Consider the following 17,469-nt stretch of genomic DNA (forward strand, 5'->3'; position numbering starts at 1 on the left):
ATCAGGCCTCGGTCGACTCGGCGGTGGCCTCAGCCTCGTCCGCCTTCTTGTCGGCCTTCTTCTTCTGCGTGATGGCCTCGCCCTTGCCCTCGCCGATGCCCTCGAGGGCCTTGGCGAACTCGTCGAAGGTGCGACGCTTGCTCTCCTTGGTCTCCGGCTGCAGCAGCGGCGCGGGGGCCGGGAGGCCCTTGTGCGCCTGCCAGTCACCGGTCAGCTTCAGGATGGCGAGCACAGCCTCGGTGGGCTGGGCACCAACGGACAGCCAGTACTGCGCACGCTCGGCGTTGACCTCGATGCGCGACGGGTTGTACGTCGGGTGGTAGATACCGATCTCTTCGATCGCGCGACCGTCACGGCGGGTGCGGGCGTCGGCGACGACGATGCGGTAGTGCGGCTGGCGAATCTTGCCGAGGCGCTTGAGCTTGATCTTGACTGCCACTGGAGTGGTGTCTCCTGAACTTGACGTGGTTGGGCACATGAGATGCCACGTGGGGTTGCGGTACTCGGGTGCCCGATGGACGCGTCAGCCGGAGGAGAGAGGGGTCCTATGCGACTGTCGAGTACAGCTAGCCATTGTGCCATACGCCTGCGGCGCGCTCAGCCGCGAGGAGATCCCACGCCCGGGACCAGACCGCCGGCCCGGGCCAGGCGCCCGCTCACAGGCCGAACGGCCGGTCGGCCCGCCGACGAAGGCGCGGGGCCCCGTCCGCGCCCGGCGGCTCAGGAGGCCGCCGCGATGGCGACCTCGGGGATGCGGAAGGGCTTCATGCAGCCGCCGCACACGATCGGGGCCTGGGCCAGCACGGACGGGACGACCCGCACATTGCGCCCGCAGTCGCACACCGCCTTGACGCGCACCCCGCCGCCGGAGGAGCCGTGGCGGGCGGCCGGCCCGCGGAAGCTGCGCTTGGTGTCGGCGGCGGTGGCGACGGTGTGCGCCTTCAGCGCCCGCTGGAGGCGCTCCATGGTGGGGCGGTAGCGCCGCTTCGCCTCGGGGTTGAGCGAGACCAGTGAGAAGCCGCTGCTCGCGTGCGGCTCGTCGGAGTGGTCCAGCCCCATTTCCTCGGCGATCGCGAGGAATCTGCGGTTGTGGTAGCGGCCTGCGCGCGAGGTGTCACGCACTCCGCGCGTTGCGGCGATGCCGTGGACTGCCTCGTGCAGCAGTCGCTCGAAGGAGAGCTCGGCGCCACAGGCGGACGAGGACTCTCCGATCAGGGACTCGGGCGCGGCAAGGTCAGGCAGCTCGGGGTGGTACCGCTGAATATCGGCCCACGCCTGCGCCAGCTCTGCGGCGAGAACAGGTGGTGTCGTGCTCACGTCGTGACAACGAGCCGGGGTGCCCCGGTGTTCCGATTCCGGGCCATTCCAAATTTTTTGCACGTACCAGTCAGTTCAGTCTCATGCATCCCGAGGAGGACGGGTGCGCCGATCTCAGGAGGAGTCGGTACGTAATGACGACTACACCCCGGCGCGCGGCACGAGGCCGCACGCCGGGGTGCAGGAGTCACTCAGTACGAGCGCGCAACGATCGCGAGGGTACCGGGGGCGTCGTCCGTCTCCGGAACCGACCCGTCGGCCGCGATCAGGCAGCGTACGGAGACGGCCTGCTCGGCCAGCTTGGCCTCGCCCTCGGGGCCGAGGTCGGCCCACGGGATCCGCGCCCAGCCGCCGGCGATGGCGGCCTCGGCGGCCTCCTCGATGGTCGAGACGTCGGAGGTACGGGCCTCACGGCGCTCGCGGGACTCGCGCAGCAGCTGCGCCTGGTCCTCCTCCAGCACCTTGGGCAGCAGGTCGGCGAGCGCGTCGATCTGCACCGGGGTCTTCCCGCCCGGGATGCGGCGGGCCAGCATCGCGGTGCCGGCCTCCAGGTCGCGGGGGCCGATCTCGATGCGGACCGGTACGCCCTTGAGCTCCCAGTCCACGGCGCGGCGGCCGAAGGGGGTGTCCACGCGGTCGTCGACCTGCACGCGGAGGCCGGCGGCCTTCAGCTGGGCGCCCAGCTCGCGGACCTTGGTGACGGCCTCGTCGCCCTTGATCGCCATGACGACGACCTGGACGTGCGCGAGGCGCGGCGGGACCCGCAGGCCGTTGTCGTCGCCGTGCGACATGATCAGGCCGCCGACCATGCGGGTCGAGACGCCCCACGAGGTCTGCCAGACGAGCTCCTGCTTGCCTTCCTTCGACAGGTACCGGGTGTTGAAGGCCTTGGCGAAGTTGGTGCCCAGCTCGTGGCTCGTGCCCAGCTGCAGGGCCTTGCCGTCGCCCATCATGCCCTCGAGGGTGAGGGTGTTGATGGCGCCGGCGAAACGCTCCTTGGCGGTCTTGCGGCCGAGCACGACGTCGATGCCGAGCACGTTCGTCATGAAGTCGCCGTAGACGTCGCGGTGGATCCGGGCGGCGTAGTCGCGGGCGTCCTCGTACGTGGTGTGGGCCGTGTGGCCCTCCTGCCACAGGAACTCGCTCGTACGGAGGAACACGCGCGGGCGCATCTCCCAGCGGACCACGTTGGCCCACTGGTTGATCAGCAGCGGCAGGTCACGGTAGCTCTGGACCCACTTGGAGAAGTAGTCGTTGATGATCGTCTCGGAGGTGGGCCGGACGACGACCGGCTCGTCCAGCTCCTTGCCGCCGCCGTGCGTGACGACCGCGAGCTCGGGGGCGAAGCCCTCGACGTGCTCCGCTTCCTTCGTCAGGTACGACTGCGGGATGAACAGCGGGAAGTACGCGTTCTGGGCGCCCGCGTCCTTGATGCGCGCGTCCATCTCCTGCTGCATCCGCTCCCACAGGCCATAGCCGTACGGCCGGATGACCATGGTGCCGCGGACCGGACCATTGTCGGCCAGCTCGGCCTTGTTGATCAGATCCTGGTACCAGCGGGGGAAATCCTCCGCCTGAGGGGTGAGAACGGGTGCCTTTGCCATGGCGCGAATGGTACGGCGCCGGGCGCGCCGAGCGTGAATCGGGTGGCGCACTCCTCTGGACGCCGGGGCGAATCGGGAGTTCTCTGGCAGCGGGGACAAGGGGGCGACATGGAATCAGGAGCGCTCTTTCGATGACACCGACGCCGACGGCGACGCTTGTCGCCCGGGACTGGGCGGAGATCCAGGAACGCATGCTGGTACCGCTGTACGAGGCGGTCTACGACCGGCTGGAGGTCGGCCCTGGCGTCCGGCTGCTCGGCCTGGACTGCGGGGCCGGACTGCCCCTGCTCCTGGCCGCGGGGCGGGGCGCCTCGGCCACCGGCGTGGAACCGGATCCGGCCCGGCGCGCGCTGGCGCGGGAGCGGCTGCTGGAGGTGGTGGCGGCTCCCCCGGTGCCCACGGCGCGGCCGTACGACGTCCTGCTGGCCTTCTCGCCCGGCCCGGGCTCCCTGGCCGCGGCTCTGCCCGCGGTCCGGCGGGGCGGCGCCGTAGTGCTGGCCGACTGGGGGCCGCCGGAGCGGTGCACGGTGCCGGCGGTGCTGGGCGGCGGTCCCGATCCGCGGGATCTGGACGCGGCGGTCGAGCGGGCGGGCCTGCGGCCGGACGGTTCGGGGAGGGTGTTCTGCCCCTTCGGGTACGCGGACGTGGACAGCGCGGTGCGGGGGCTGCTGTCCACGGGCCTGTACGACGGGGCCGCGGCGGGCGATCCCGCGCTGGCGGAGAAGGAGCTGGCGGAGTCCCTTCACCCGTACGAGCGGCCGGACGGGGCCGTCTGGCTGCCGAACATCTTTCGCTACGTGGTGGCCCGCACGGCCTGAGGCCGTGCGGGGGCGTCATTTGGTCAGCCGGGTGATGCCCGCGGCGGCGTAGGCGGCGGTCTCCTCCAGCGTCTCGTTCGCCAGCAGCGCCTGCGCCAGGGCGTCCAGCTTGTGCCGGTTCTCCACGAGCAGCCGGCAGGCCTCCCCGTAGCACTCGTCCACGATGCGGCGCATCTCGTGGTCGACCGCGTCGAGGGTGGCGGGGGCGGCGGACAGGCCGTACGGGCCCTGCCCGTCGGACGGGATGGCGGTGAGCTTGCCGACGCGCTCGCTCATGCCCCAGCGTCCGACCATCCCGCGCACGATGTTGGTGACCTGTTCGAGGTCGTTCTCCGCGCCCGTCGTGACGACGTTGTAGACGGTCTGCTCGGCCGCCATGCCGCCCAGCGCGCCGATGATGCGGCCGCGGAGGTACTCCTCCGTGTACGCGTAGCGGTCCGCGTCCGGGGTGGACAGGGTCACGCCCAGGGCGCGGCCGCGCGGCACGATGGTGATCTTGCGGACCGGGTCGGCGCCCGGCTGGAGCATGCCCAGCAGGGCGTGGCCGCTCTCGTGGTACGCCGTGCGGCGGCGCTCCTCCTCCGGCATGACCAGCGGCCGCGCGGCGCCCAGCTGCACCTTCTCCAGCGCGTCCGAGAGGTCCGACTGGGTCACCGCGCTCTGCTGGCGCTTGACCGCCAGCAGGGCCGCCTCGTTGGCCAGGTTGGCGAGCTCGGCGCCGGTCATGCCCGGGGTCGTGCGGGCCACCTGGGCCAGGTCGACGCCCTGGGCCAGCGGGATCTCCCGGGTGTGGATGCGCAGGATCGCCTCGCGGCCGGCGCGGTCCGGCGGGGAGACGGCCACCGTGCGGTCGAAGCGGCCGGGGCGGGTCAGCGCGGGGTCCAGGACGTCCGCGCGGTTGGTCGCGGCCAGGACGACCACGCCCTCCGAGCCGGAGAAGCCGTCCATCTCGGTGAGGATCTGGTTCAGGGTCTGTTCGCGCTCGTCGTGGCCGCCCATGGCGGCGCCGCCGCCGCGGGCCCGTCCGATCGTGTCGATCTCGTCGATGAAGACGATCGCGGGGGCCACTTTGCGCGCCTCGGAGAAGAGTTCGCGCACCCGGGAGGCGCCCACACCGACGATCATCTCGATGAACTCGGAGGCGGAGGCGGAGAAGAAGGGCACCCCCGCCTCCCCCGCGACCGCGCGGGCCAGCAGGGTTTTGCCGGTCCCCGGCGGGCCGGCCAGCAGGACGCCGCCGGGCATCCGGGCGCCCATCTTGCGGTACTGCTCAGGGTTCTTGAGGAAGTCGACGACGTCGTTGAGCTCGCCCTCGACCTCGTCGATGCCGGCCACGTCCTCGAAGGTGGTGCGCGTGGCGCCCTCCTCCAGCTCCACCGGCTTCGGCGGGGCCTTGCGGCCGAGCCCGCCCATGCCGCCCATCGCCGATCCCATCCGGCGGGCGATGAGGAGCCACAGGCCGACCAGGAGCAGCATCGGGGCGAGCGAGATCAGCAGGTTGGCCAGGAAGCTGCGCTGGACGACCACGGGGGAGGCGGTGACGTTGACGTTGTGCTTGGTGAGGTTGGCCCACAGCTGGTCGTCGGCGAAGGCCGGGCGCTGGGTGACGAACTTGGTGTAGTCGCCCTTGCCGCCGTCGGGCACGGGCTGCTTGTTCTTCAGCTGGCCCTGGATGGCGTCGCCCTTGGAGTAGATCTTCGAGACGTTGCCGTCGGCGACCTGCTTGCTGAACTCCGTGTAGGAAACCGTCGGCTCGTCGCCCTCGTTGAAGAAGGACAGCACGAGGTTGGTGATCAGGTAGACGATGAGCGCGGCGAGGATGAGCCCCCGCCAGCCGCCGGGCATCTTCTTCCTGGGCGGTGGGGTGGGCCGTGCGCCCTCCGAGCGCCAGGGGGTGTCGGCCCGGTCGCGCGGCGGTACGGGGGTGGGGCTGGGCACGTGGCCTCCTTATGCCGTCCCGCCCGACGATAAAGGACAAACCTGATCATTGCCCACGCAAAAAAGGGGGGCCCCGGCCGCGCGACCTGTGGTCACAGGCGCGGCAGGGGCCCTCCCCGCGTACCGGCGTACGTCCTACTTCATGAACTTCTTGAACTCGTCCGGGAGGTCGAAGTCCTGACCGGGCTGGGCGCCCCCGGCCGGAAGGCCGAACGGGTTGCCGCCGGCCGCGGGCTCCTCGGCCTGCGGGCCCTGCTCGCGGCGCAGGGCGGCCGCGGCCTCCTCTTCCTTGCGCTTCATCGGGTTGCCGCTCTTGCGCTTGCCCTTGGCCTGCTTGATCTGCTTCTTCTGCCGGCCGGGGCCGCCGCCCATGCCCGGCATGCCCGGCATCCCGGGCATGCCGCCGCCCTGGGCCATGCGGGACATCATCTTGCGGGCCTCGAAGAAGCGCTCGACGAGCGACTTCACGGCGCTGACCTCGACGCCCGAGCCCTTGGCGATACGGGCGCGGCGCGAGCCGTTGATGATGTGCGGGTCCTGGCGCTCGGCCGGGGTCATCGACTTGATGACCGCGGCGGTGCGGTCCACGTCGCGCTCGTCGATGTTGGCGATCTGGTCCTTGATCTGACCCATGCCCGGGAGCATGCCGAGCAGCTTGGAGATGGAGCCCATCTTGCGGACCTGCTCCATCTGCGCCAGGAAGTCGTCGAGCGTGAATTCCTTCGGCCCCTTCGCCAGCTTGGCCGCCATCTTCTCGGCCTCGGCCTGGCTGAAGGTCTTCTCGGCCTGCTCGATGAGGGTGAGCATGTCACCCATGTCGAGGATCCGGCCCGCCATGCGGTCGGGGTGGAACGCGTCGAACTCGTCGAGCTTCTCGCCGTTCGAGGCGAACATGATCTGCTTGCCGGTGACGTGCGCGATGGAGAGCGCCGCGCCACCGCGGGCGTCGCCGTCGAGCTTCGAGAGCACGACGCCGTCGAAGCCGACGCCGTCGCGGAAGGCCTCGGCGGTGTTGACCGCGTCCTGGCCGATCATGGCGTCGACGACGAAGAGGATCTCGTCCGGGCTGACGGCGTCGCGGATGTCCGCGGCCTGCTGCATCAGCTCGGCGTCGATGCCGAGACGGCCGGCGGTGTCGACGACGACCACGTCGTACTGCTTGGTGCGCGCGTACTCGATGGAGTCCTTGGCCACCTGGACCGGGTCGCCGACGCCGTTGCCGGGCGCGGGGGCGTAGACCGCGACGCCGGCGCGCTCCGCGACCACGGAGAGCTGGTTGACGGCGTTGGGGCGCTGGAGGTCGCACGCGACGAGGAGCGGGGTGTGCCCCTGCCCCTTGAGCCACAGGCCGAGCTTTCCGGCGAGGGTGGTCTTACCGGCACCCTGGAGACCGGCCAGCATGATCACGGTGGGGGCGGTCTTGGCGAACCGCAGCCGCCGGGTCTCCCCGCCGAGGATGGAGACCAGCTCGTCGTTGACGATCTTGAGGACCTGCTGGCCCGGGTTCAGGGCCTTGGAGACCTCTTCGCCGCGGGCGCGCTCCTTGACGTTCGCGATGAAGGAGCGGACCACGGGAAGTGCGACGTCGGCCTCGAGGAGGGCGATACGGATTTCCCGCGCCGCAGCGTCGATGTCCTGCTCGGAGAGGCGGCCTTTGCCCCGGAGGGACTTGAAGGTCGCGCTGAGGCGGTCGGAAAGCGTATCGAACACGGTGGTCGCGATTCCTCGGGTCGGGGGCGGTGTGGTCGTCCCCCAGGGTATCGGGCCGCGCCACCGGCCCGGCCCCGCGGGCGGCAATCCCGGGGCACCGCCCGGGACCGCCCTACGACAGGGCCGCCTGCACCGTGCTCGCCAGGGCGGCGGCCTCCCGCGGGGGCAGGGGTTTGCCGTCCGCGTCGACCACGTACACCGTGTCCACCGCGTTCGCGCCGAGGGTGGAGACGTGCGCACTGCGCACCCGGACGCCGCCGCCCTCCAGCGCCCGCCCGATCCGGTGCAGCAGCCCGACCGCGTCAGGGGCCCGGACCTCCATGACGGTGGCCAGGGAGGAGACCTCCGGGACCACCACGACCCGCGGCGGCGGCGGGACCACACCACGCCGGCGCGGGTACGCCGCCTCGCGGTCCGCGAGCTTCGCCGGGACGTCCAGCGAGCCGTCCAGTGCCCGGACCAGGTCCGTACGCAGCCGGGCCGCCTGCGGCAGGGAGCCGTACTCCGCGGCCACCCGCCAGCGCAGCACCAGGACCTCGCCGAGCTGGTCCGGCAGCTCCAGGGAGCGCAGGTCGGCCGCCCGGACCGTGAGCCGGTGCAGCGCCAGCACCCCCGCCACCGCCGGAAGGACCCCCGGCTGGTCGGGGACGGCCACCACCAGCTCCACCCCGACGGCGTCCTCCTCCTGCCGGGCGTGCAGCGCCAGCACCGGCTCGCGGGTACGCAGCGCCTCCACCGCGAGGCGTTCCTGCTCCGTCGTCGGGATGTCCAGTTCCGTGACGGCGGGCGCCGTACCGCGCAGGACGGCCGCGACCCGCGCGACGAGGTCGGCCACCAGCGAGCCGCGCCACGCGCTCCACGCGGCCGGCCCGGTGGCCAGGGCGTCGGCCTCCGTCAGCGCGTGCAGTACCTCCAGCGTGCCGGGCGACCCGACGGCGTCCGCCACCGATTTCACGGTCGCCGGATCGTCCAGGTCCCGCCGCGTCGCGGTGTCGACCAGCAGCAGGTGGTGGCGTACGAGCGTGCCGAGCACGGCCACGTCCGGCGCGTCGAAGCCGACGCGTGCGGCCACGTCGCGCGCGATCGTCTCCCCCGCCACCGAGTGGTCCCCGGGCCAGCCCTTGCCGATGTCGTGCAGCAGGGCCGCCATCAGCAGCAGGTCGGGGCGGCCGACCCGGCGGGTGAGCGCCGAGGCCCGCACCGCCGTCTCGATCAGGTGCCGGTCCACCGTCCAGGTGTGCACCGGGTTGTGCTGGGGCCGGCACCGCACCCGCTCCCAGTCCGGGAGCAGCCGGGTGATCAGGCCCTCCGCCTCCAGGGCCTCCCACACCGCCACCGTCGGCTCGCCCGCCCCCAGCAGGGTCAGCAGTTGCTCGCGCGCCTCGGCCGGCCAGGGCACCGGCAGGGGCTTGGCCTGCGCCGCCAGCCTCCGTACGGCGTGCAGGGACACGGGCAGACCCGCCTGCGCGGCCGCGGCCGCGAAGCGCAGCGCGAGCACCGGGTCCCGGTCCGGGCGCGCGGCCAGGGCCAGTACGGCCTCGCCGTCGGACTCCACGACCCCCTCGGCCAGCGGCGCCCGCTCCACCGCCGGGGCCCCCCGGGTGCCCAGCAGCCCGCGCAGCCTCGGCCGGGCCGCCCGCGCCCTCAGCACGCGCCCGACCTCCCGCCAGGTCACGTCACCGGCGTACGAGACCACCCGCGCGGCCTCGTACACCTCGCGCAGCAGCGCGTCCGCGTCGAGCAGCCCGAGCCGGGCGGCGACCTGCGGCTGCTCCTGGAGCGAGAGCCGGTCGGTGGCGCGGCCCGTCACCAGGTGCAGCGCGTCCCGCGCGTCGAGCAGCCGCCGCCGGGCTTCGGCGAGGCCCTCGCGCGGGGCGTCGGCGAGCCAGGACGCCGCCACGGCCCGCAGTGCGGTGACGTCCCGGAGCCCGCCGCGGGCCTCCTTGAGGTCGGGTTCCAGCAGGAAGCGGAGCTCCCCGGCCCGGTCGGCCCGCTCGCGGCACAGGGAGTGCAGCTCGGGCAGGCGTTTGACCGCCTGGTTGCGCCAGTCGGCCAGGACGGAGGTGCGCAGCGCGGCGAGCAGTCCGACGTCGCCCGCGACGGGCCGGGCGTCCAGCAGTCCGAGGTGCACCTTGAGGTCCTCGGCGGCGGTCTTGCGGGCCTGTGCCGGGGTGCGCACCGAGTGGTCCAGGGCGACGCCCAGGTCCCACACGGGGTACCAGAGCCGGTCGGCGAGCGCGCCGAGCGCGCTCGCGTCGGCCTTGCCGTCGTGGAGCAGCAGCAGGTCGAGGTCGCTGCGCGGGGAGAGTTCGGCGCGTCCGTAGCCGCCGACGGCGACCAGGGCGGCGCCCCGGACCCCCGTCTCCCGTACGGCGGCCGCGAACAGCGCCTTCAGCCAGTCGTCGGTCAGGCCTGCCAGGGCGGAACGCCGCGAAGGCCCGGACCGCGACTCCTCCTGGAGGAGTCGCAGCCGGGCCGCGGCGTACCCGCTGGGTCCCGAGTCGGCCGTGTGGTCCGTGGTCTCTTCGACACTCGTCACCCAGGAGCTCCCGTCATCTAGAGCGCGTCAGCGCCGCGCTCGCCGGTGCGGACCCGGATGATCGAGTCCACGGGGATGCTCCACACCTTGCCGTCGCCGATCTTGCCGGTCTGGGCGGCCTCGACGATGACCCGCATCACGTCCTCGGCGTCGTCGTCCTCGACGACCACCTCGACGCGGATCTTCGGTACGAGGTCCACCGTGTACTCGGCGCCCCGGTACACCTCGGTGTGGCCGCGCTGGCGGCCGTATCCGTTGGCCTCGGAGACCGTGAGGCCGTGGACGCCGAACCGGTGGAGGGCTTCCTTGATCTCGTCCAGCCGGTAGGGCTTGACGATCGCGGTGATCAGCTTCATGCGTCAACCTTCTTGCTCGCGGCGGCAACGGGGGTCGGTGCGGCGGTGCTCCGCGAGGAGGAACCGCCGCCGGCTCCGCTGAAGTCGTAGGCCGTCTCGGCGTGCTCGACCTGGTCGATGCCGGACACCTCGTCGTCCTCGGGTACGCGCATCCCCATCGTCTTGTCGATGAGGAGGGCGAGTACCGCGGACGCCACGAGAGAGTAGGCGAGGACGGCGAAGACTCCCACGGCCTGCTTGCCGAGCTGCTCCAGGCCGCCGCCGTAGAAGAGGCCGGCGGCCTCGGACTGGACCCCGCCGGTGGCGAAGAGGCCGACGAGGAGGGAGCCGATGACACCGCCGACGAGGTGGACGCCGACGACGTCGAGGGAGTCGTCGTAGCCGAACTTGTACTTCAGGCCCACGGCCATGGCGCAGACGACACCGGCGATGGCTCCGATGGCGATCGCGCCGAGCGGGGAGCAGGAGCCGCCCGAGGGGGTGATGGCGACGAGGCCCGCGACCGCGCCGGAGGCGGCGCCGAGGGTGGTGAAGGAGCCGTGGCGCAGCTTCTCGTACGCCAGCCAGGCGAGCATGGCGGCGGCGGCGGCGACCTGGGTGTTGACGAACATGACCGCGCCGACGCCGTCGTCGTTGCCGAGCCAGGAGCCGGCGTTGAAGCCGAACCAGCCGAACCACAGCAGACCGGCGCCGAGCATCACGAGCGGGAGGCTGTGCGGGCGCATCGGGTCCTTCTTGAAGCCGACGCGCTTGCCGATGACGAGGATCACGCCGAGGGCCGCGGCGCCCGCGTTGATGTGGACGGCGGTGCCGCCCGCGAAGTCGATGACGCCGAGCTCGAAGAGCCAGCCGCCGGCGCCCCAGACCCAGTGGGCGACGGGGAAGTAGACGACGGTGACCCAGAGGGTGATGAACAGGACCCAGGCGCTGAACTTCACGCGGTCGGCCAGCGCACCGCTTATCAGGGCGGGGGTGATGACGGCGAACATCAGCTGGAAGACGGCGAAGACGTAGACCGGGATGGTGTAGCCGTCCCAGAGCTCGGTGATGCCGATGCCGCTGAGGCCGACGTAGTCGGAGTTCCAGCCGATGAGGGAGCCGGAGTCGGTGCCGAAGGCGAGGCTGAAGCCGTAGAGGACCCACAGGATCGTGACGATCCCGAGGCTGATGAAGCTCATCATGAGCATGTTGAGGCTGCTCTTGACGCGGACCATGCCTCCGTAGAAGAAGGCGAGGCCCGGGGTCATCAGCATGACCAGGGCGGAGCAGATGAGCATGAACCCGGTGTTCGCGGCAGACAGCGTCGGGGCGTCTGCCGCGAGGGTCGTGATGGCTGATGCCATCGGCGTCTCCTCGTCGTCGGTACGTTCGCGTGCGGGCGATCGTGAAAACCTGAGCGGCGTTAAGGGATCCGGCCCGGTGGGGGGCTGGCCGGTTAATGGCCCTGAGATTCGCGCAGGCCGGTTTCCGGCGGCGCCGCTCGGTGTTTCGCATGCGTGACGAAGAGGTCTGGCGTGTTACGCGTCCATGAACGAGTGGTTCATGAAGACCGGCCGCGGCGGGTACCCGGGTGACCTGACTGGGGGAGCCTGATCGGACCTGAAGGGTGACTGCCGCGGCCGGGGTTTCGGGGGGCGGCCCTGGGGGCCGTCAGACGGCCTCCGCGGCTTCGGGGAGCCGGGAGGCGAGGTGGTCGGTCAGCCGGACCACGTCGGCCACGTCGCCGTACTCACGCGCGGCGGCGTCCACGGTCTTGCGCAGTCGGGTGTTGACGCGCTCGGACCGTACCTTTCCCGCCACGTCGAGGGCGCGGCCGACAAGGACGGTGGCCTGCTCGGGTTCGCGCTGGAGGAGGTGCACGGTGGCCATGCCGATGAGGTTGAGGGCGTACGAGCGCTGGTGCTCCTCGTCCTTCTCGAAGAGCGCGACGGCCCGCTCCATGACCGGCTCGGCGAGCGAGGCGTACATGGGGCTGCGCCCGGCGACGTAGGCCAGGTCCCGGTACGAGTGGGAGTTCTCGCCGTTGAGCTCCGCCTCGGAGAAGAAGCGGATCCAGTCGGGCTCGGGCTCGCCGCCGAGGCCCACGTCGCCGAAGGTGTCCTCGGCCATCCGCACGGCCCTCTTGCAGCGGCTGGGCTGGCCCATGTTGGCGTACGCGCGGGCCTCCATCGCATACAGCATGGCCTGGGTGCGCGGGCCGGCGCAGTCGCGGCTGCCGTACTGGGCGAGGTGGATGAGCTCCAGGGCGTCCTCGGGGCGGCCGAGGTGGATCATCTGGCGGCTCATGCCGGAGAGGATGTAGGAGCCCAGCGGCTTGTCGCCGCCCTCCTTGGCCGCGTGCAGGGCGAGTACGAAGTACTTCTGCGCGGTGGGGTGCAGGCCGATGTCGTAGCTCATCCAGCCGGCCAGTTCCGCGAGCTCGGCGGCGACCTTGAAGAGCCGCTTCATGGCGGGGGCCGGGTGGTTCTCCTGGAGCAGGTCGGTGACCTCGTGGAGCTGCCCGACGACGGCCTTGCGGCGCAGCCCGCCGCCGCACTGGGCGTCCCACTGGCGGAACATCACGGTGGTCGCCTCGAGGAGGCCGAGCTCCGGTTCGGAGAGTCTGGGCGGCCGGTGGCCCGCGAGGGCGCCCGTCGGCGGCCCCGCCTCGCGCGGTCCCGGGTCGGCGGCCGGGGCCGGGACGAGCCAGCGCTGCATGGGCTCGATGAGGGCGGGGCCGGCGGAGAGGGCGAGCGAGGTCCCGAGGAAGCCGCGGCGGGCCAGCATCAGGTCGCTGCGGGAGAACTCGCTGAGCAGCTCGACGGTCTGCGGGCCGGCCCAGGGCAGGTCCACGCCGGAGACGGAGGGGGTCTGGTGCGCGGTGCGCAGGCCGAGCTGCTCGATGGCGACGACGGAGCCGAAGCGCTCGGAGAAGAGCTCGGACAGGATCCGCGGAACGGGCTCGCGGGGCTGTTCGCCGTCCAGCCAGCGGCGCACCCGGGAGGTGTCGGTGCTGATGTGGTGGGCGCCCATCTGGCGGGCCCGGCGGTTGACCTGGCGGGCGAGCTCGCCCTTGGACCAGCCGCTGCGGACGAACCACGACGTGAGCTGTTCGTTGCGGCCGGCTTCGGGCGGCGGGGACGACATCCCGGACTCAGCACTCGTTCCGCTTGCGCCGCTGCCGCTCACTGGAACGCCCCCATCCGTCAGCTTCTTCAACGAAACCCTGGCGGGGGCGGCGAGCGCCGTCCCGGACCTTCACAGGTCCTCCACAACTTGCCTCCGGCATACCCATGAACGGGTCTGCCTTCGGGCTTCGTGCACCGAAAGTAATCCTACGATCACCCCCTCGGGGAGGTTGATTCCAGAAACGCCACCATTCGCCACCCCTTCGTATGAACTCGCCACCGGCCAGGCGCGATTCACTTGACACGAAGGCGAAACGGAATGGTTGGACTGGAGTGCGCCCGGGGCGCGCGCGGCGAGGAGTGCGCCGGGCGGCAGGCCCGCGGCCGGCCCCGCATGACGTCCCGATCCCGTCCCGCCGAGGTCGTAACCACCGGCGCGTCCGACCCGTTGGAGGGGGCATGGGCATGGGCTTCACGATCGGCGGCAGCCGCGGCACCAAGGAGTTCCGCACCGGCGCTCGGCGTCGCGGGCGGACGTCGGACTGTACGGCGGTGGCGGAGTACACCGGACTGTGGGGCTGGGACGTGGTCCCGGGAGCGCGCGCCGCGGCCCCCGCCCGCGACTGCTCCTGCGGTCATACGAGCTGCAGTGCGCCGGGAGCGCATCCGCTGGCCCTCGCGCCGACGGTCCCGGCCGGAGCCACCCTCGACGAGGTCGCCGAGACCTGGGGCGAGTACCCCGGCGCGGCGGTGCTGCTCCCCGTCGGCCGCACCTTCGACGTCATCGAGGTCTCCGCGGAGGCCGGGCGCCGGGCCCTGGTCCGGCTGGAGCGGATGGGCCTGCCGCTCGGGCCCGTCACCGCCACCCCGGACGGCCGGGCCCAGTTCTTCGTGGCCCCGGGCGCGGCCGCCGGGCTGCCGCAGCTGCTGTACCGGATGGGCTGGGACGACGCGGACCTCGACCTGCGGGCGCTGGGCCAGGGGTCTTACCTGACGGCGCCGCCGTCCGACTTCGCGGGGCTCGGGCCGGTGAGCTGGCTGCGGCCGCCCGCGCTGGACTGCGCCGGGGATCCGCCGCAGGCCCGGCTGCTGCTGGGCACCCTCGCCTACCTCTGCCACCGCCTGCGCGGCGCGTAGCTCCGCACACGCCGGTGCCCCCGGGTCCTTGGGACCGCGGGGGCACTGGTCGACGTACGGATGTCGCGGGTCAGTCGCCGATCAGGGCGTCGACGAACGCCTCCGGCTCGAAGGGGGCCAGGTCGTCGGCGCCCTCGCCCAGGCCGACGAGCTTGACCGGGACGCCCAGCGCACGCTGGACGGCGATGACGATGCCGCCCTTGGCGGTGCCGTCGAGCTTGGTCAGCACGATGCCGGTGATGTCCACGACCTCGGCGAAGACGCGGGCCTGGGTCAGGCCGTTCTGCCCGGTGGTGGCGTCCAGGACCAGCAGGATCTCGTCCAGCGGGCCGTGCTTCTCCACGACGCGCTTGACCTTGCCGAGCTCGTCCATGAGGCCGGTCTTGGTGTGCAGGCGGCCGGCGGTGTCGATGAGCACCACGTCGGCGCCCTCGGCGATGCCCTCCTTGACCGCGTCGTAGGCGATCGAGGCGGGGTCGCCGCCCTCCGGGCCGCGCACGGTGCGCGCGCCGACCCGGTCGCCCCAGGTCTGGAGCTGGTCGGCGGCGGCGGCGCGGAAGGTGTCGGCCGCGCCGAGCACCACGCTGCGGCCGTCGGCGACGAGCACGCGGGCGAGCTTGCCGGTGGTGGTGGTCTTGCCGGTGCCGTTGACGCCGACGACCATCACGACGGCGGGGGTGTCGACGCCGCTCTCGGTCTTCACGGCGCGGTCGAAGTCGGTGCCGAGCAGGGTCAGCAGCTCCTCCTTCAGCAGCGTGCGCAGCTCGGTGGGCGTGCGGGTGCCGAGCACCTTGACCCGCTCGCGGAGCCGCTCGACCAGCTCGTGGGTCGGCGCGACACCGACGTCGGCGATGAGGAGGGTCTCCTCGATCTCCTCCCAGGTGTCCTCGTCGAGGTGCTCGCGGGAGAGCAGCGTGAGCAGCCCCTTGCCCAGCGAGTTCTGAGACCGGGCGAGGCGGGCGCGCAGCCGGACCAGGCGGCCGGCCGTGGGCTCGGGCACCTCGATCTCGGGCGCGGGCGGGGCCTCGACGACGGGATCCTCGACGGCGACCGGGGATTCGAGGGCGGTCTCCGCGTCGGGGAGGGCGACCTCCTCGATCGTGCGGCGCGGCTCTTGCGCCGTCGGTGCGGCGTCCTCCCCCACCTGCGGTTCGGCGGGCGGGGCAGTGATGGTCGGCGTGCTCGACGGTGCCGAGGGCGGCAGCTGCTTCTTCTTGCGGCTGCTGACCACGAGCCCGCTGATCGCGCCGACCGCGACCAAGGCGATGACTACAGCAAGGATGAGGATTTCCATAACTCCCCCAGTATCGGCCACGGCAAGCCCGGAGCCCGGACCTTGGACGATCGCACCAGGCGTTAAGCCGCCATTTGTGGTTTTAGCGGCAAATCTAGGATGATGGCCGACTTCCCCGTCTCCACGCCCCCACGGAGTACCGCATGCCTGCCGAGCCCGCCGACGGCGCCATAGAGACCGCCGTCGAGACCCGCGGCCTGGAACCCGTCCCGGACAGCGAGCGCCACGGCCGGGTGCGCGAGCTCGTGCCGACCTGGGTCGCCGCCAACATCAGCGTGCTGCTGCTGACCATGGGCGCCGGCCTGGTCATCTCCAACAAGCTGAACTTCTGGCAGGTGCTCGTCGTCGCGATCGCCGCGCCCGTCGTCTCGTACGGGATCGTCGGCCTGATCTCCATCGCGGGCAAGCGCGGCGGCGCCCCCGGCATGGCGCTCTCCCGGGCCGTCTTCGGCCAGCGCGGCAACCTCTTCCCCGGCACCCTGATCTGGGTCGCCCGGTGGGGCTGGGAGACCATCAACGCGGTCAGCGGCGCCTACGCCGTCCTGACCGTCCTCGACCTGGTCTTCGGCATCGGCAAGAACACGGCCCTGATCGTCGTCACCCTCCTCTTCTTCGTAGGCTGCACCTTCCTGGTCTCGGGGCTCGGCATCAACGCGCTGCGCGTCTGCTCCAAGTGGTCGACGTACCTCTTCGGCGCCTTCAGCGTGCTCGTGCTGGGCTACCTGATCGCCGAGACCGACTGGTCCGCCGTCTTCGGCAAGCCCGCCGGCTCCACCGCGATGATGATCGCGGGCATCGGCACGATCGCCGCCGGCGGCATCAGCTGGGTGCCGTCCGGCCCGGACTTCACCCGCTACCTGCCGCGGACCGCCTCCTCCAAGGGCATGGTCGGCGCCACCATCGGCGGGGCGGGCATCGTGGTCCTGCCGATGGTGCTGATGGGCGCGGTCATGGCCGTCGGAACGCCCGACCTGGCCAGCGCACAGGACCCGGTCTCCTTCATCGGCGAGCTGCTGCCGACCTGGATCGCGGTCCCGTACCTGCTCATCGCGCTCGTCGGCATGCTGCTCATCAACTCGATGTCCATGTACTCGGCCGGCTTCACCGCGCAGACCCTGGGCATCAAGGTCCCGCGTGCCGCGGCGGTCAGCGTCAACGCCGTCATCAGCCTGGTCTTCGGCTTCCTGCTGATGGTGGTCGCGACCAGCTTCTTCGGCTCGTTCATCTCCTTCCTGACCCTGCTGGCCGTGGCCTTCTCCGCCTGGATCGGCGTCTTCGGCGTGGACATGCTGCGCCGCACCTCCTACGACGGCCCCGCGCTGCTGGACACCACGCGGACCAGCGCCTACTGGTACAAGGGCGGCTTCGCCTGGCAGGCCATGACCGCCTGGGGCCTGGCCCTGGTGGTGGGCACGATGTTCACGAAGGTGGACTGGTTCAGCGGGCCCCTCGCCACCACCTGGATCGGGCAGAACGGCCTGGGCTGGGCGGCCGGCATCCTCACCTCGGCAGCGCTGTACGCCGTCCTGCCGCGCACGGCCGCGCCCGCGCCCGCGCCCGCCGAGGAGCGCGAGCTCGCCGGATCCCTGTCCAACTGACGCCACGTCAGCTAACGTCCCCCTTCGCCCGCCCACCCACATCCGGCGAAG

General features: G+C 72.0%; 13 protein-coding genes. 3 read left to right on the forward strand and 10 right to left on the reverse strand.

Translation table 11 applies throughout. From position 1 onward, the window contains the following. Position 1: 1 nt before the first annotated feature. The 3 genes from rpsP to proS form a co-directional block, all read right to left on the reverse strand. On the reverse strand, positions 2–439 hold the full coding sequence (rpsP, locus tag ACFWBF_RS00885; RefSeq protein ID WP_385223400.1) for a 30S ribosomal protein S16: 438 nt from the start codon (positions 437–439) through the stop codon (positions 2–4). A gap of 281 nt (positions 440–720) precedes the next feature. Further along, complete coding sequence (locus tag ACFWBF_RS00890) at positions 721–1,317, reverse strand: hypothetical protein (protein ID WP_385593047.1); 597 nt, start codon at positions 1,315–1,317, stop codon at positions 721–723. Between the two features lie 191 nt (positions 1,318–1,508). After that, positions 1,509–2,921, reverse strand: a complete 1,413-nt coding sequence (gene proS, locus ACFWBF_RS00895) for a proline--tRNA ligase (RefSeq protein WP_385593050.1) — start codon at positions 2,919–2,921, stop codon at positions 1,509–1,511. A 131-nt stretch (positions 2,922–3,052) separates the two neighbouring features. On the opposite strand from proS, the gene ACFWBF_RS00900 reads away from it, so the two are divergent. After that, positions 3,053–3,739, forward strand: coding sequence for a class I SAM-dependent methyltransferase (locus ACFWBF_RS00900; RefSeq protein ID WP_385593053.1), 687 nt, complete (start codon positions 3,053–3,055; stop codon positions 3,737–3,739). A gap of 15 nt (positions 3,740–3,754) precedes the next feature. On the opposite strand, the gene ftsH is transcribed toward ACFWBF_RS00900, so the two are convergent. The 6 genes from ftsH to ACFWBF_RS00930 form a co-directional block, all read right to left on the reverse strand. Further along, a complete protein-coding gene (gene ftsH / locus ACFWBF_RS00905; protein ID WP_385593057.1) occupies positions 3,755–5,677 on the reverse strand; it encodes an ATP-dependent zinc metalloprotease FtsH in 1,923 nt (640 codons plus the stop codon). 135 nt (positions 5,678–5,812) lie between these two features. Then, entirely contained in the window at positions 5,813–7,387 is a 1,575-nt protein-coding gene (gene ffh, locus ACFWBF_RS00910) for a signal recognition particle protein (RefSeq protein ID WP_385593060.1), read from the reverse strand. A gap of 112 nt (positions 7,388–7,499) precedes the next feature. After that, positions 7,500–9,926 (reverse strand): [protein-PII] uridylyltransferase, encoded by a 2,427-nt coding sequence (locus tag ACFWBF_RS00915; RefSeq protein ID WP_385593063.1) that lies wholly within the window; start codon positions 9,924–9,926, stop codon positions 7,500–7,502. Positions 9,927–9,943: 17 nt separating this feature from the next. After that, positions 9,944–10,282, reverse strand: a complete 339-nt coding sequence (locus ACFWBF_RS00920; RefSeq protein ID WP_365917489.1) for a P-II family nitrogen regulator — start codon at positions 10,280–10,282, stop codon at positions 9,944–9,946. Next, entirely contained in the window at positions 10,279–11,625 is a 1,347-nt protein-coding gene (locus ACFWBF_RS00925; protein ID WP_385593066.1) for an ammonium transporter, read from the reverse strand. The genes ACFWBF_RS00920 and ACFWBF_RS00925 overlap by 4 nt, the downstream gene beginning before the upstream one ends. A 307-nt stretch (positions 11,626–11,932) precedes the next feature. Then, positions 11,933–13,450: a hypothetical protein gene (locus tag ACFWBF_RS00930; protein ID WP_385593069.1), complete on the reverse strand. Its 1,518-nt coding sequence runs from the start codon at positions 13,448–13,450 to the stop codon at positions 11,933–11,935. Between the two features lie 404 nt (positions 13,451–13,854). Between ACFWBF_RS00930 and ACFWBF_RS00935 the strand changes: the two genes are divergently transcribed. Continuing rightward, positions 13,855–14,526, forward strand: a complete 672-nt coding sequence (locus ACFWBF_RS00935; RefSeq protein ID WP_385593072.1) for a bifunctional DNA primase/polymerase — start codon at positions 13,855–13,857, stop codon at positions 14,524–14,526. Between the two features lie 70 nt (positions 14,527–14,596). Here the strand turns inward: ACFWBF_RS00935 and ftsY are convergent, their stop codons facing one another. After that, positions 14,597–15,820, reverse strand: coding sequence for a signal recognition particle-docking protein FtsY (gene ftsY, locus ACFWBF_RS00940; protein ID WP_385593075.1), 1,224 nt, complete (start codon positions 15,818–15,820; stop codon positions 14,597–14,599). A gap of 143 nt (positions 15,821–15,963) precedes the next feature. Here ftsY and ACFWBF_RS00945 point away from each other — a divergent pair, with 143 nt between their 5' ends. Continuing rightward, positions 15,964–17,418 (forward strand): cytosine permease, encoded by a 1,455-nt coding sequence (locus ACFWBF_RS00945; RefSeq protein WP_385593078.1) that lies wholly within the window; start codon positions 15,964–15,966, stop codon positions 17,416–17,418. The last annotated feature ends 51 nt before the right edge of the window (positions 17,419–17,469 follow it).

This window comes from Streptomyces sp. NPDC060028, assembly GCF_042736725.1.
Taxonomy (GTDB): domain Bacteria; phylum Actinomycetota; class Actinomycetes; order Streptomycetales; family Streptomycetaceae; genus Streptomyces.

Bases quoted from the DNA above. Each gene is read 5' to 3' on its own strand.
- ACFWBF_RS00900 (WP_385593053.1), top strand. From the start codon at position 3,053: ATGACACCGACGCCGACGGCGACGCTTGTCGCCCGGGACTGGGCGGAG.
- proS (WP_385593050.1), bottom strand. From the start codon at position 2,921: ATGGCAAAGGCACCCGTTCTCACCCCTCAGGCGGAGGATTTCCCCCGC.
- ACFWBF_RS00945 (WP_385593078.1), top strand. From the start codon at position 15,964: ATGCCTGCCGAGCCCGCCGACGGCGCCATAGAGACCGCCGTCGAGACC.
- ACFWBF_RS00925 (WP_385593066.1), bottom strand. From the start codon at position 11,625: ATGGCATCAGCCATCACGACCCTCGCGGCAGACGCCCCGACGCTGTCT.
- ACFWBF_RS00920 (WP_365917489.1), bottom strand. From the start codon at position 10,282: ATGAAGCTGATCACCGCGATCGTCAAGCCCTACCGGCTGGACGAGATC.
- ACFWBF_RS00935 (WP_385593072.1), top strand. From the start codon at position 13,855: ATGGGCTTCACGATCGGCGGCAGCCGCGGCACCAAGGAGTTCCGCACC.
- ftsY (WP_385593075.1), bottom strand. From the start codon at position 15,820: ATGGAAATCCTCATCCTTGCTGTAGTCATCGCCTTGGTCGCGGTCGGC.